Here is a 13,782-nt window from a genome sequence, read left to right on the forward strand (position 1 = left end):
CAGCACACCTCGATCGACAACCGAGCGGGCCAGCAACTCGGCACCCAGGTAGCCGACTTCGTGTCAGGGCACCTCTGACCGTCCACGCCGGGCGAGAGTTCGAACCCTCCCTCAGCCACGGCGGGGACATCCCGCAGACCTTCCTGGCCGGCTCCTCGGTGCCGGGCCTGCGACGCAGGGGCGAGAAGGCCATGGCCGACTCGCTGGCCCGGGGCATGCCGCGCGGCTACGAGGTCGGCTACCGCGCCTTCACCGTCAACGGCCGCAAACTCGGCCACAGTCAGCCGATCAAGGTCAGGACCGGAGAGCGCGTGCTGTTCCACGTCCTCAACGCCAGCGCCACCGAGATCCGCAGCCTCGCCCTGCCCGGCCACACCTTTGAAGTCGTCGCGCTCGACGGCAACCCCGTACCCCGCAAGGCCAGTGTTCCCTCGGCACCGCCGAACGCGTCTCGGCCATCGTGGAAATGAACCACCTGGGTATCTGGGTGCTCGGAGACACGTCCGACGACGACCGGAACGCCGGCATGGGCACCGTCGTGGAGTACGCCGGCCGCAGCGGCACTCCGCGATGGATCGCGCCACCCTCATTCACTTGGGACTACCGCACCCTCGCCGACGCCGGCTCCACGAATCAGCGACCCCACCACACGATCGACCTGCTGGTGGAGAAGCGCAAGGCCGCCGGAGAAGGGATTCAACATCTGGCCCCTCAACGGCGTCCCCTTCTCCCTGGACACCAACAAGCCGGTGTTGGACGTCGAGCGCGGCAAGCGATACCGGCTCCGGCTGCGCAACGCCTCCGACGACATCCACCCCCTCCACCTGCACCGCACACCTTCGAGGTCACCCACATCGCCGGCACCGCCACCCACGGCCTGCACAAGGACGTCGTCATGCTCGGCGGCTACCAGACCCTCGACTTCGACTTCACCGCCGACCAGCCAGGACTGTCCCTGTTCCACTGCCACCAGCAACTTCACATGGACTACGGGTTCATGATCCTTCTGCGCTGCTCCTGACCAGGCCAGGCCGCTGGCCACCTGCCAGAGAGTCAAGGTGCGCACCGGCACGCCGAGTGCTCCGGCCACCGGATTGAGGACGGCGTGCACGACCGGCATGAACCGTCGGAGCAGGACCACCTTGGCGTACCCGTAACGGTCCAGCCGTACTTCCGCTTGGCCCGCCCCCGCCCGAAGGCGGTGGTTGCGCGCTCTAGGGAGAGCGACGCGGCGGAGCGCACGACGACCCGGCTGGCACCAGCAAGGTGTCGCCGGGCAGTAAGAAGCCGCCGCTTTGGCCGCCGTTCCAGGCCCGCATCGCACTGCTGTCGGCCGGACCGGGACAGCGGCTTCCCGCTGAATCCGGCGACGATCGGGAACCCTCTACGGCAGACCCCTACCGCTGGTAAGGGCCACTCACCGAGTGACGTCCAGTTCCGCGTACATCCCAGCCGCGTAGTGACCCGGGACATTGCACAGCAGCTCGTAGCGACCCGGTCGCAGTTTGACCGTGGTCCAGGCCGCCGCACCGGAGGCGATGCCGTCTCCAGCGCCACTGCCACAGGTGCGGGACGCCTCGCCGAGACTGCCGGCTTCCGATACCCGGCCGTCGGAGCCGATGGCACGTTGTCCTGTGGCCTGCCCCGCCGGCAGCGGCAACACGATCGCCTCGTGTGTGAGGGTTCCCGCATTGATTACCCGCACTGTGACCTTTCCGGCCGGAACGGTCGTGGGGTGGGCTACCAGGCGCATCATGCTCATGCCGTACCAACCTGGGTGGCCGTTGTTCGGCGCGGGCCAGTTCGGGCCCCGCATCATGCGTCCCGTGTCCCACACGGTCACGTCGACCGCACTGCCTGTCGCAGCCGGCGCGGCGCATCGGGCGCCCTGCGCTCGCCAGGACGCCGGTGCCGCCCTGTGAAAGGCGCCGGACGCAGCCATCAGACCCGTCGTGGCGACACCCAGCACCAGGGCGGCCGCGGCAATGGCGATCGCCGACCAGACCCCTCGACGGCGATGCGGGTTCATCGGTGCTCCCGAAGCAGCGCGAGCCGACGTTTGTACTCGTCCTCGTCGATCTCCCCGCGTGCGAACCGCTCCGCGAGCAGGTTCTCGGCCCGCCGGTCCTGCCACCCGCCCTCGCCAGGCGGCGGAGACAAGCCCGGCTGCTGATGATGACGGGCACCGGCGAGGTAGCGCACGAGTACGACGAGGCCAACGATCAGGACGGCCCAGAACAGCACCATGAACACCGTCATGACGATCCAGCCGCCCCAGCCCCATCCTCCGTCGTACCACATCATGCCGATCACTTCCCTCGGCTGACTGCTCCGCTGATACCAGGATGAATCAGTAAGACCTCAGCCGCGCTGGGCCACAGTTCCCAGATGTAGGGCCGGAGGACCCAACGCCCCATTCGGCTCCGCCGTTCGCAGCTGTGTGGAAAGCCCTTCGCAGAGCACGACGTGCCACCCAGGCCGTTCACCACCCTGGGCTTGGCCGTCGACTTCACCCACTCCGCAGCCGCCGTCGCCAGCGGTCGGCTCTCCTAACCGGTGCTGACGTAGAAGGCCCGACGCACGGGTGGCGGCGGTCACTCCTTGCCTCGGACCACCGCGACGGAGCAGTGCGCGTGGTGGAGCAGGGCCTGGCTGACCGAGCCGAGCAGCAGACCGGTGAAGCCACCGCGTCCGCGCGCACCGGCCACGACCAGCCGCGCCTCGTGACTCGCTTCGATCAGGGCCGGGCGGATCCGGGAGCGCACAAGGCGCCGCTCCACAGCCACCTGGGGGTAGCGCGTCTGCCACGGAGACAGGGTCTCGTCCAGCAGCCGCTGCTCTTCCTCGCGGAGCCGGTCGATGTCGACCACCATGTTCAGCGGGTCGCCCGGCCCCTCGTAGGCCCGTTCGCTCCACGTGTTCCACACGTGCAGGGCCAGCAGGTCCGCACCGCGCAGCGACGCTTCGGCGAAGGCGAATTCGCCGGCGCGTTCGCCCGCCGGGGAGCCGTCCACCGCCAGCAGCACGGGACCGGTCGGGTTCGGCCTGCCGCGTACCACCAGCACCGGGCAGCGGCCATACGCGGCCAGATGCACGGCAGTGGAACCGAGGAGCAGGCTGCCGAACCCGCCCAGCCCGCGGCTGCCCACCACGACGAGCGAGGCGGTGCGCGACTCGATCTCCAGCACCATCAGCGGCTCGCCCACGGTGACCTCTCGTGCGATGTCCACACGCGGCGCAACTTCACGTGCCCGTTGTTCGGCCTCGGCCAACGCGCCGTCCACCAGCTCGCGCACCCCCGCCCTGGTGGGCCTCCAAGGAGGCCCACCAGGGGGTGGATGGATCGACGGCCACCCGAAGGCGTGCACCAGCCGCAGGCCGACTCCGCTCAGCACCGCCTCGTGTGCCGCCGTCTCGACCGCGTCCAGGCTGGACGGTGAGCCGTCGACTCCCACTACGACCGGCTTCGCCATGCCGCGCCTCCTGGCCAGGCCGGCTTTGCGGCTGCCTGCCCGGCTTCGTCCATCCTCCGCCACTGTGCCGCGCAGCGCATCGGACCCGATGGCCTTCCCAGCGCCTTCTAGACAGCGGTGCCGTACGCGTCCGTGGACGTGCGCCCAGGCGCCGCCGTACCACCGCTGCCGCGGTAACTCACCCCGTTCCTGATCACGCTCCACGGTGTGTGGGTCGACGGCAGACGGGATGGGAGCTGGCGTGGGTGGGTGGTGGTGGGGGGAGCGTGGTTGGGGAGTGGGTAGCGGGCTTCTGCGAGCCACCGTACAGAGCGGTTACGGGGTGGATGGGTGAAGACAGTCGTGCCCGAACGGCCTATCCCAAGTTGCAGTTCGGGGACTCGGGGTGCTCGCAGTCCTTGAAGAAGGTGCCCATCCTGTGGGCGAGCGCGCGTGCCGCCATGTGGTGCTGTCTCCTCGGCGTCCGATACTGACCTTTTGCTGACGTGCGAGGGTCTTCGATGCTTCTGACCCGGGAAGAACCGCCCAATCCGTGATATGTGGTGGAACTTCGTCGGCCGGTCTCAGACGGAGATCGAACAGCCCCGCGAGGACTGGATGAAGGGGACCCGTTTCGGCAAGGTGAAGGGCTACGACGGGGGCCCCGCTGGCTGCGCCGGAACTGCCGCCGGTGCCGCTGAAGCCACGCGGAAGGGTGCGCTGAACCGGCGCTTTACACCCAGGGAGCGCCGCCGATCACCACACAGGCGACTGGCGGCCCGAGATGCCGGCGCCGCGCGAGGCACCGTGCCCACGCTTTCCTCAGGGCTCAAAGGTGCCGTTACGCCTGGGCGCCCCTTATAGCCCTCTTGCTCAGGGCACTGCGAAACCGTTCACGGGCCGCTCCGATCCCCCTGCGTGCACCACCAATCCGCCCGCCCGTTCCTTATCCCTGTTTTGTCCGGGGCTGGGTGCGGGGGAAGCGCAGAGGGGGATGCCGGACTGCCGACCATGCGTCGAATGGGGTGGTGACCTGCGCATACATGTCCAGGCCCCGGACGGGGTGCGTCTTGTTGTCGGCGTGGTTGTGGGAGGGGTTGCCGGCCCGATCGGGGGCAGTGTTGTCGGTGGGTTGGTCGCGGTCGGCTGCTGCGCTCGGTTGTACACGCGGCATCGCGCGATCCGGACCCGCGAGAAGCGGGTGGCCCTTCCGGTCCACCCTTGCCATGACCAGCGTGCGGGAGCAGTTGATCCAGCGCATGGGCCGGAGGGCCTCAGCCCGGTCCGGGCGGCCCGTGGCGGGCGTGCACAAGGGCGCGCACGCTGGGATCAGCAGCCCATGAAAGGAGCCGGTGCGATGACCTCCGCCACTACCATGACCACGGCTCTTGAGCCTGTGCACCGCGAACGGCTGATGGGCATCGCCCATGAGGTCTCCTTCCCGGCCGGGACCCGCCTGTTCGAGGAGGGCCACCGGGCCGACCGCTTCTGGATCGTGCGCACCGGCACCGTCGCCCTCGACCTGCACGTGCCCGGCCGGCGCCCGGCCGTCATCGAGACGCTCGGACACGGCGAGCTGGTGGGCTGGTCCTGGCACTTCCCGCCGCACATCTGGCACCTCGGGGCCGAGGCGATGAGCCCGGTACAGGCCTGGGAGTTCGACGCCGAGGCGGTGCGCGCGATGTGCGCCGCCGACGCCGAGCTCGGTCGGGCCGTAGCGGTATGGGTGGGACGCGTGGTCGCTCAGCGGCTGCACGCCTCACGCGTCCGACTGCTCGACCTCTACGCCCCGTACGGCAGCGGAGGCCTCACGTGACCACCCGGGCGCCCGGCCCTGCCGTGGAATTCGAGGAGGAGAGCATGGACAGCAGCCCGCACCGGGTGGGCGACGTGATGACGCGCGCCGCCGTGGCGGTGGGCCGCAAGGCTCTGTTCAAGGACATCGTCGAGCGCATGGAACAGTGGCAGGTCAGCGCCCTTCCGGTGCTGGAGGGCGACGGCCGGGTGATCGGGGTGGTCTCCGAGGCCGATCTGCTGCCCAAGGAGGAGTTCCGGAACAGCGACCCGGACCGGTCGACCCAGCTGCGGCGGCTGCCCGACCTCGCCAAGGCCGGAGCGGTCTGCGCCGAGGAGCTGATGAGCATGCCGGCCGTCACCGTCCACGCGGACGCGACACTCGCCGAGGCGGCCCGCATCATGGCGCTGCGGCACGTCAAGCGGCTGCCCGTGGTGAGCTCCGAGGGCGTCCTCGAAGGCGTGGTCAGCCGCGGCGACCTGCTGAAGGTCTTCCTTCGCCCGGACAACGAACTCGCCGACGAGATCCGCCGTGACATCGTCGACGTGCTCTTCCCGGCGCCGATCGAGCCCATACACGTGATGGTCACCGACGGCGTGGCGACCTTGACCGGGCGCGTCGCGGAATCCGCTCGGGTCGACCTGGCCACGCGCCTGGTCCGGGGCGTGGAAGGCGTTGTGGGGGTGGACTGCCGTCTCACCGCCGCCGACGCGGTATGACCCCTCGGTGGCATGGGGAGTCGGCGGCAGCCGTCAACGTCACCCCTTGCCGCGCTCGGATTCCGCCACTCGGGGCCGATCCGCTTCCATTCCCGATCCGATTTGACCAGGCGGCGCCGCAGGAGCCGGTCACGGATCAGCCGACCTCCGGCCCAGGCCGTCGCACCAGCCGGCGGTGCCACGAGAGCACCGGTCAGAACCACCTGCAGCATAGCCACCGCGCCGCGGGGCGGCGGAGAGACGATCCGGCCGGTGCCGTCCGTCCACACGGTGACCCTGCTGCCCGCAGGGGCGCCCGGAAAGATCTTCGCGAACCCCGGGTCTTCGCCGCCTCGTCGGTGAGCACGGCGGAGACCGAGTGCACCTGATCCCGCCGCGCGGCGAACGCCGAGTCCGTTGCCCGCGCCGCCACGACGCCCGCGAGGACTCCGCCGACGAGGGCGACGGCCCAGATGGGCAGCACGGCCCAGGCCTCGACGACATCGCTGTGGCGCCTGATCGGGTTGCGCCGCCAGCGCCACAGCCGCACCCCGGTCACGGTCGTGGGAGGTGTCCCGGTCATCGGTACGCGCCACCTCTCGTCCCGACTCCTACGGTCGTCGGGCAGGGGCCGACCGCCGTGGATCCGGCAGGTCCGGGTCGAGATCCGGATAGCGGGGCGGCCCGGTCAGCGCGCAATGCACGTCCACCACACCCGCCACAGTCCGGGCGAGGTGGGTGGCGAGCGGTATCAGAGCCGGTTCGTGGATCCGGCCGGTAAGCGTGACCACACCGTCCTGCACCTCGACGCGGACACCTTGCGCGTGCGTGCCGAAGATCCGGATGACGACCTCGCGCCGGACGTCCTCGGCGATGTCCGCGTCGTCCCGCAGAAAGATCCTCAACGGGTCGGACCGGCTCACGATACCCTTCAGCGTTCCGTTGCGGCCGACCACCGGGAGCCTCTTCACCCGGCTGCGCGCCATCACGCGCGCGGCGTGGGCGAGGGTGGAGTCGGGCGCGACGGTGATGGCCGGAGTGGTCATCAGCTCCGCGGCGGTGACCGCGTCCGCCTTGTGGACGTCGGCTGGACGCCGCACCTGCCCGTACCGGCCGAGATCGCGCTCGCTGAACTCCTCCTTGGGCAGCAGGTCGGCCTCGGAGACCACGCCGACGACACGTCCGCCGTCGTCAAGGACCGGTAGGGCACTGACCCGCCACTCCTGCATGGTCCGCACGATGTCCTTGAACGCCGCCCCGGTGCGCAGGGCGACGACCCTGCGGGTCATCACGTCGTTCACGACGGAGGGAGTGCCGGTCATGGCGTCCTCCAGGGCTTGGTGTCGTACCACGAGACCACCAGGCTGCGCCGTCGCGGCGTCCCGGCGCATGGGCCGATCGGCCCGCCTGACGGGACCGAGGGCACCTCCCAGGTGCCCCGCTGCCGTCCCAGGCTGGAAGGGCATCCGAATGATCGCGGAGCCGAGGAGTGGCGTCATGGTCCGCTATGTGTACGACTTCCAGAGCGGCGGCCGCGAGATGGCCGACCTGCTCGGTGGCAAGGGCGCGAACCTGGCCGAGATGAGTCGGCTGGGCCTGCCGGTGCCGCCGGGGTTCATCGTCTCCACCGAGGCCTGCCGTGCTTTCCTGTCCACCGGTGAGGAGCCCGCGGGCCTGTCGGCGGAGATCTCAGGGCACCTGTCGGCGCTGGAGACGACCACCGGGCGGCTGCTCGGACAGCCGGACGACCCCTTGCTGGTGTCCGTCCGCTCCGGCGCCCGCTTCTCGATGCCCGGCATGATGGAGACCGTCCTGGACATCGGCCTGAACGACGAATCCGTCCTCGGTCTCGCCAAGGTGTCCGGCAGTGAGCGCTTCGCCTGGGATTCCTACCGGCGCCTCGTCCAGATGTACGGCACCACTGTGATGGGCGTCGGCCCCGCCCTGTTCGACGAGGCCATGACTTCGCTGAAAGAGGCCCGCGACGCTTCCGACGACCTTCGTCTTGACGCGGGTGACCTTGCCTGGCTCGTGGAAACTTACAAGCGGCTGATACGCGACGAGGCAGGCCGCGACTTCCCGCAGTCCCCGGCCAGGCAACTGCACCAGGCGATCCTCGCGGTTTTCCGGTCCTGGAACGCCGAGCGTGCCCGGCTGTACCGGCGCCGCGAGCACATCCCGGACGACCTCGGGACCGCCGTCACCGTGCAGCGCATGGTGTTCGGCAACCTCGGCCCCGACTCGGGCAGCGGTGTCGCCTTCACCCGCGACCCGGCCACCGGACGTCCCGGGCTGTACGGCGACTACCTGCCCAACGCACAGGGCGAGGACGTGGTCTCCGGCGTGCGGGACGCCGTACCGCTGGCCGAGCTGGAACGCCTCGAACCGGTCTCCTACCGGCGACTGCGCGATCACGCGCAGACGTTGGAGCGGCACTACCGCGACCTGTGCGACATCGAGTTCACCATCGAGCGCGGGACGCTGTGGATGTTGCAGACGCGGGTGGGCAAGCGCACGGCCGAAGCGGCGTTCGCCATCGCCGCCGAGCTGGTGGAGGAGGGACTCATCAGCGCGGACGAGGGTCTGGCGCGGGTGAGCGGCGACGGACTCGCACGCCTCATGTTCCCGCGTTTCGACAGCGCCGCGACCGGTGAGCCGCTCGCCCACGGCGTGCCGGCCTCGCCGGGCGCCGCGGTGGGCGCGGCGGTGTTCGATTCGGCGGAGGCCGTACGGCGTGCCGCCGCCGGTGAGAAGGTGGTCCTCGTCCGCGAGGAGACAACGCCCGACGACCTGCCCGGCATGGTCGCCGCGCAGGCGGTGCTGACCGGCCGGGGCGGAAAGACCAGCCACGCGGCCGTCGTCGCCCGCGGCATGGGCAAGGTGTGCGTGTGCGGAGCTCAGGACATCGCCGTCAACGGCGAGGCACGGCGCTTCACCGGTCGGGACGGCACGGTCATCGAAGAGGGCACCGTCATTTCGGTGGACGGCTCCGCCGGTGTCGTGTACTCGGGGCCGGTCCCCTTGGTCGCTTCCGCGACCATGCGCTACTTGGAGAGCGGCGAGCAGGCCGACAGCGTGGTCTGCGCGGTGGGCCGGGCCCTGGATCACGCCGACTCCGTACGGAGGTTGGAGGTTCGGGCCAACGCCGACACTCCCGAGGACGCGGCGCGCGCCCGGCGCTTCGGGGCCCAGGGCATCGGGCTGTGCCGTACCGAGCACATGTTCCTCGGCGACCGGCGCAAGCTGGTCGAGGACATGATCCTGGCCCGCACGGAGACGGGCCGCGACCGTGCGCTGGCGGCTCTACTGCCGCTGCAGCGGAAGGACTTCACAGGCCTCCTCCAGGCGATGGACGGGCTGCCGGTCACCATCCGGCTTCTCGACCCGCCGCTGCACGAGTTCCTGCCCGACCGCACCGCTCTTGCGGTGCGCATCGCCGCGGCCGAGGCCGCCGGCGAACAACCGGACGCACACGACGTGGAGTTGCTCGAGGCAGTGAACCGGATGCACGAGGAGAACCCGATGCTCGGCCTGCGGGGCGTGCGGCTGGGGCTGGTGATTCCGGGACTGGTCACCATGCAGGTGCGGGCGATCGCCGAGGCGGTCATCGAGCGCACTCGCGCGGGCGGGTCTCCCCGGGCGGAGATCATGGTGCCGCTGGTCGGCGCCGTCGAGGAGCTCCGGCTCGCCCGCGAAGAGGTCATGCGAGTCCTGGCGGAGGTCGGCGAGGAGACTGGCGTCCCTGTCCGGTGTCCGGTCGGCACCATGATCGAGCTGCCCCGGGCTGCACTGACGGCAGGCCGTATCGCCGAGGAGGCGGAGTTCTTCTCCTTCGGCACCAACGACCTCACCCAGACCACCTGGGGCTTCTCCCGCGACGACGTGGAGGCGGCGTTCTTCTCCGCCTATCTCGACCAGGGCGTCTTCGCCGCCTCACCGTTCGAGACGCTCGACCGCGAGGGTGTGGGCCGACTGGTCCGGATCGCGGTAAAGGAAGGACGTGCGGCCCGCCCGGATCTGCAGACGGGTGTGTGCGGTGAGCACGGTGGCGATCCGGACTCGATCCACTTCTTCCACGCCACGGGCCTGGACTACGTATCCTGCTCGCCGTTCCGGGTACCGGTGGCCCGTCTGGAGAGCGGCCGGGCGGCGCTGACCGGCATGGACGCGAGTGACAGCAGGTGAGGACGTCCGGCCCCTTGCTCGACCCGAATGGCACTGGAGAGCAGGTGCATCATGGACGACGGTGAGAGCAGGAGTGGCGGCGGCCCTTCGGGGTGTCGCTCCACCCTTGTCGCACCCGACCGTGTACGGGCCAACTGGATTGGGTGCAGAAACAGTTACTCATCCTGCAGAAGAAGCAGCCCATGACCCGCAACCAGTCCCCCACGAACCGGCGCATCGACCTGGACCCTGCCGAGGCGCTGCGGTTGCTGGGCAGCGTATCGCTGGGGAGGATCGTCTTCACCCGGCAGGCCCTGCCCACGGTCCGCCCGGTCAACCACGCCCTGGACAGCGGGGACATCGTCATCCGCACCCACGAAGGCGCGGCTCTGACGTCCCACGCCGAGGAGGCCGACGGCACAGGCGTGGTCGTCGCCTACGAGGCAGACGCCATCGACCCGGACACCCACCTCGGCTGGAGCGTCGTCGTCACAGGTTACGCCCAACTCGTCACCGACCCGGTCGAACTGGACCGCATCCGGGAGTTGTTGCAGCCCTGGGCACCCATCGAAGGCATGGACCAAGCGGTGCGCATCCGCCCCGAACTGGTTGCGGGTGTCCGCCTGACGGAGTCGAGCGAGACCAGGACGGCACCCGGCTGAGTCGCCGGGCTGTCGCAGCAATCGCTGACCCAGTGATCCGACGTCCTGTCACAGTGCCGGGATCGACGCGCACCCGCGCCGCGCGGTCGCCTCCCGCCCAGGGATTGCTGTGCGCCTCGTCCGCTACCAGCGCTGCCTTCGCGGGTCTCTCACCACCCACACGGCCGCCTTCGGCCTGTGCGGTGCGCGCAACCCTGCGTTTGGGCCGTCCGGCCCTCATCCCCGGCGGGCGGTTCCGAACGGCTCGGCACCGGGGCGGTGGGGCTTCGGCGCCGCGCCGGGCCGCGTCCGCTTCCCCGCGTCCCTCTTGTGGACATCGCCCATGGGGACCAATGGGCCCCTGCGGCTCGGGGACCGGGCCCAGGTGTCCCGGCAGGCGGGCCCCTCGGCCTCTGTGAAAGCCGCACCTGCGGAGTCACCGTCGAAGGAGTCATCGTGGCGTGGAGGTGGCCGTTATGAGCAGCGGCAAGCGGCTGTGGCGATGGCGGAGCAGTCCACTGCGGCGGCGCGAGGACGTCATCGAGGCCTGGATCGTCCTGGCAGTCTGGCTGGTCGTGGTGATCTGTGGCGGCGTTGCCGCACTCGTCACGGACCGCAGCGCCGAGCACGAGTTCGCGGAGCAGCGCACCCACCGGCATCCCGTCAGCGCTGTCCTGCTCGCCGATGCTCGGCACGGCGTCACCGCGGACTGGTCGACCGACGGCCGTATCCAGGGATCGGTGCGCTGGAAGGCCCCCGACGGCTCCGCTCGTACCGGGCGCACGCTGGTGGACGGCGGCTTGAAGACCGGGGCTCGGGTGACGGTGTGGCAGGACGACGGGGGCCGGCTCAGTCCGTCGCAGCCGACGGGCCGGGGCGAGGGGCATGTCGAAGCCGCGCTCTTCGGCGCCGCGGCGGCCCTCGCCGTCGCAGCCCCGGCCTTCGGCGCGGGCGCCCTCGCGCGAGCGCGGCTCGACCGGCGCCGCATGGCCCATTGGGACCAGGAGTGGGATCTGGTGGGACCCCAGTGGGGCCCCAGGACGGGCTGATCCGCGGCGCCAAAAGCCGGCGTCGGGCCTGCTGAGCGGAGACGGCGGGCCCTCGGCACGCAACTCGAGGATGAGGCGAGGTTCATGGACGAGACGCTGCCCCTCGGCCGGATCGCCGGCGTGCGGGTCGGCCTGAACTGGAGTGTCCTGGTCATCGTTGCCCTGGTGACCGTCGCTCTTGCGCACAGTGAGTTCCCGTCCGCCCACCCCGGGCATTCCGCCCTGTCGTACTGGGCTCTGGCACTGCTGGCGGCGATCGCCTTCCTCGCCTCGCTGCTGGCGCACGAGCTGGCGCACGCCGTGGTCGCCCGCCGCAACGGCGTGCAGGTCGACGGCGTCACCCTGTGGATGCTGGGCGGCGCCGCCCGCCTGCACAGCGAGGCCCCCACTCCGGGCGCCGAGCTGCACATCGCCGCCGTGGGTCCGCTCACCAGTCTGCTCGCCGGTGGTGTCTTCGCCGGCATCGCCGCCGGGCTACACATGCTGCACGCGTCCGGGCTCGTCGTCGAGGCGGTCGTATGGCTGTCCGCGATCAACGTCATGCTGGCCGTCTTCAACGCGCTGCCGGCCGCCCCGCTCGACGGGGGACGGCTGCTGCGGGCGTACCTGTGGCACCGCACCGACGACCGGCTGCGGGCCACTCACGGGGCGTCGGCGGCGGGCCGGGCACTGGGCTGGTTCATGGTGCTGACCGGGTTCGCGGCAGTTTGGTTCAGGCACAACCTGTCCGGCCTGTGGCCCGCGCTGATCGGCTGGTTCCTCATCGGTGCGGCGACCGCGGAGGCTCGCCAGGCCGAGCTACGGAGTGTGCTGAGCGGTGTCCCGGTCCGGCGCGTCATGACCCCGAACCCGGTCACCGTGCCGGACACCGCGACCCTCGCCGACTTCCTGGCCGAGGGCCCCTTCGGTCCCTACCGCCACTCGGCCTTTCCGGTGCTGGCAGCCGACGGCTCGGTGGCCGGTCTGCTCACCGTACGACGCGTCGAGGCGACGCCGGCCCAGGCTCGTGCGAGCACGACGGTCCGCGAAGTGATGCGTCCGCTCGCCGACATCATCACGGCCGCGCCCGGAGAGCCGATGCTCGACTTGCTGCCGCGACTGGAGCTCAGCCCCGTACGCCGCGCGGTGGTCCTCGACGACGGGCGCCTCGTCGGCATCGTCACCGTCGCCGACATCACCCGTGCCCTGGCCTGGCCAAGCGGGCCCACCCCGGCGCAGCCGCACACCGCCGCCCCGCATGTCACGAAGGAAGCGTGACCGACACGTGCCGAGCACCGTCCGCGTCTCCACACCGCCCGGAGACCGCATCGAGGCACGTCACCCGCAGGCGCCAGGCGTCCGCCGTCGCGGTATGCGGCGCACACTGGCGGCCCCTCTGATGCCGATCGCACCTGAAGTGCTCATCGGCCCTCTTCCGGCACTGACCGCCGCTCGGCGAGGCGATCCGGGTCACCGGCCCGGGCTCAGATGGGCTCCGGTACGACCACCACCGGGCAGGCCGCGTGGTGCAGCACGCCGTGGGCGACTCGGCCGAGTTGGAGCCCGAAGTGGCCTTGACGTCGTCGGGCACCGACGACGAGCAGGTCGGCCTCGCGGGACACCGCGATCAGGGCGTCGTGTGCGTAACCCTCGACCGTACGCCGCTGTACCTCCAACTCGGCCGGGGCGTCCCGCAGCGCCCCTTCCACCAGTTCCGCTGCCTGCGTCTCCTCCAGGTGGGCGGGGCCGCCGACGATCAGGGGATGTGCGGGAGGCTCGTGCAGTGGTCGGCGCCAAGCGCGTACGGCTTCCAGCGGGACCCGGCGCAGCAGGGCTTCCTCGACCGCGAATCGTGCCGCGGCCGAACCCGCAGGCTCACCAACTTCATTGGTAATCCCTAGTGTTGTGTATGTATTGTTGCGTGGGTGGAGTTGCTGCGTATGTCCAAGGCTGCGAAGCGTCTCGGGATACACCCGATGACGCTTCGGCAGTGGGCGTTGGACG

13 protein-coding genes and 3 pseudogenes are annotated in these 13,782 nt (G+C 70.5%); 10 read left to right on the top strand and 6 right to left on the bottom strand.

Annotation, left to right across the window (positions count from 1 at the left end; genetic code table 11):
• A pseudogene (locus ACIBJF_RS48110) lies at nucleotides 1–470 on the top strand (hypothetical protein); the annotation flags it as partial.
• A gap of 407 nt (nucleotides 471–877) precedes the next feature.
• The gene (locus ACIBJF_RS48115) at nucleotides 878–1,021 is read left to right on the top strand and encodes a multicopper oxidase domain-containing protein (protein ID WP_399184184.1); all 144 of its coding nucleotides are present in this window, start codon (nucleotides 878–880) and stop codon (nucleotides 1,019–1,021) included.
• A 396-nt stretch (nucleotides 1,022–1,417) separates the two neighbouring features.
• On the opposite strand, the gene ACIBJF_RS48120 is transcribed toward ACIBJF_RS48115, so the two are convergent.
• From ACIBJF_RS48120 to ACIBJF_RS48130, 3 genes are all read right to left on the bottom strand, one after another.
• On the bottom strand, nucleotides 1,418–2,029 hold the full coding sequence (locus tag ACIBJF_RS48120; protein ID WP_399184161.1) for a sulfocyanin-like copper-binding protein: 612 nt from the start codon (nucleotides 2,027–2,029) through the stop codon (nucleotides 1,418–1,420).
• Complete coding sequence (locus ACIBJF_RS48125; protein WP_399184164.1) at nucleotides 2,026–2,304, bottom strand: hypothetical protein; 279 nt, start codon at nucleotides 2,302–2,304, stop codon at nucleotides 2,026–2,028. The genes ACIBJF_RS48120 and ACIBJF_RS48125 overlap by 4 nt, the downstream gene beginning before the upstream one ends.
• Before the next feature lie 290 nt (nucleotides 2,305–2,594).
• Entirely contained in the window at nucleotides 2,595–3,473 is an 879-nt protein-coding gene (locus ACIBJF_RS48130) for a universal stress protein (RefSeq protein ID WP_399184166.1), read from the bottom strand.
• A gap of 537 nt (nucleotides 3,474–4,010) precedes the next feature.
• On the opposite strand from ACIBJF_RS48130, the pseudogene ACIBJF_RS48135 reads away from it, so the two are divergent.
• The 3 genes and pseudogenes from ACIBJF_RS48135 to ACIBJF_RS48145 all read left to right on the top strand — a co-directional run.
• Nucleotides 4,011–4,176: pseudogene (locus ACIBJF_RS48135) on the top strand (pirin family protein); the annotation flags it as partial.
• Nucleotides 4,177–4,809: 633 nt separating this feature from the next.
• Nucleotides 4,810–5,268, top strand: a complete 459-nt coding sequence (locus tag ACIBJF_RS48140; RefSeq protein ID WP_399184168.1) for a cyclic nucleotide-binding domain-containing protein — start codon at nucleotides 4,810–4,812, stop codon at nucleotides 5,266–5,268.
• A 44-nt stretch (nucleotides 5,269–5,312) separates the two neighbouring features.
• On the top strand, nucleotides 5,313–5,966 hold the full coding sequence (locus ACIBJF_RS48145) for a CBS domain-containing protein (protein ID WP_399184170.1): 654 nt from the start codon (nucleotides 5,313–5,315) through the stop codon (nucleotides 5,964–5,966).
• Nucleotides 5,967–6,159: 193 nt separating this feature from the next.
• On the opposite strand, the gene ACIBJF_RS48150 is transcribed toward ACIBJF_RS48145, so the two are convergent.
• Entirely contained in the window at nucleotides 6,160–6,528 is a 369-nt protein-coding gene (locus ACIBJF_RS48150) for a hypothetical protein (protein ID WP_399184172.1), read from the bottom strand.
• A gap of 28 nt (nucleotides 6,529–6,556) precedes the next feature.
• Entirely contained in the window at nucleotides 6,557–7,267 is a 711-nt protein-coding gene (locus ACIBJF_RS48155; RefSeq protein ID WP_399184174.1) for a CBS domain-containing protein, read from the bottom strand.
• 175 nt (nucleotides 7,268–7,442) lie between these two features.
• On the opposite strand from ACIBJF_RS48155, the gene ppdK reads away from it, so the two are divergent.
• The 4 genes from ppdK to ACIBJF_RS48175 all read left to right on the top strand — a co-directional run bounded on the left by ppdK (nucleotide 7,443) and on the right by ACIBJF_RS48175 (nucleotide 13,056).
• Nucleotides 7,443–10,130 (top strand): pyruvate, phosphate dikinase, encoded by a 2,688-nt coding sequence (gene ppdK, locus ACIBJF_RS48160; RefSeq protein ID WP_399184176.1) that lies wholly within the window; start codon nucleotides 7,443–7,445, stop codon nucleotides 10,128–10,130.
• Between the two features lie 182 nt (nucleotides 10,131–10,312).
• On the top strand, nucleotides 10,313–10,771 hold the full coding sequence (locus tag ACIBJF_RS48165; RefSeq protein ID WP_399184178.1) for a pyridoxamine 5'-phosphate oxidase family protein: 459 nt from the start codon (nucleotides 10,313–10,315) through the stop codon (nucleotides 10,769–10,771).
• A 455-nt stretch (nucleotides 10,772–11,226) separates the two neighbouring features.
• Nucleotides 11,227–11,799, top strand: coding sequence for a hypothetical protein (locus ACIBJF_RS48170; protein WP_399184180.1), 573 nt, complete (start codon nucleotides 11,227–11,229; stop codon nucleotides 11,797–11,799).
• Nucleotides 11,800–11,883: 84 nt separating this feature from the next.
• The gene (locus tag ACIBJF_RS48175; protein WP_399184182.1) at nucleotides 11,884–13,056 is read left to right on the top strand and encodes a site-2 protease family protein; all 1,173 of its coding nucleotides are present in this window, start codon (nucleotides 11,884–11,886) and stop codon (nucleotides 13,054–13,056) included.
• 206 nt (nucleotides 13,057–13,262) lie between these two features.
• Here ACIBJF_RS48175 and ACIBJF_RS48180 read toward each other — a convergent pair.
• Nucleotides 13,263–13,661: pseudogene (locus tag ACIBJF_RS48180) on the bottom strand (universal stress protein); the annotation flags it as partial.
• Between the two features lie 57 nt (nucleotides 13,662–13,718).
• Here ACIBJF_RS48180 and ACIBJF_RS48185 point away from each other — a divergent pair.
• The coding region (locus tag ACIBJF_RS48185) for a helix-turn-helix domain-containing protein (protein ID WP_399184186.1) at nucleotides 13,719–13,782 on the top strand (64 nt) is incomplete at its 3' end.

It is taken from the genome of Streptomyces sp. NPDC050743 (assembly GCF_044456925.1).
GTDB lineage: Bacteria > Actinomycetota > Actinomycetes > Streptomycetales > Streptomycetaceae > Streptomyces.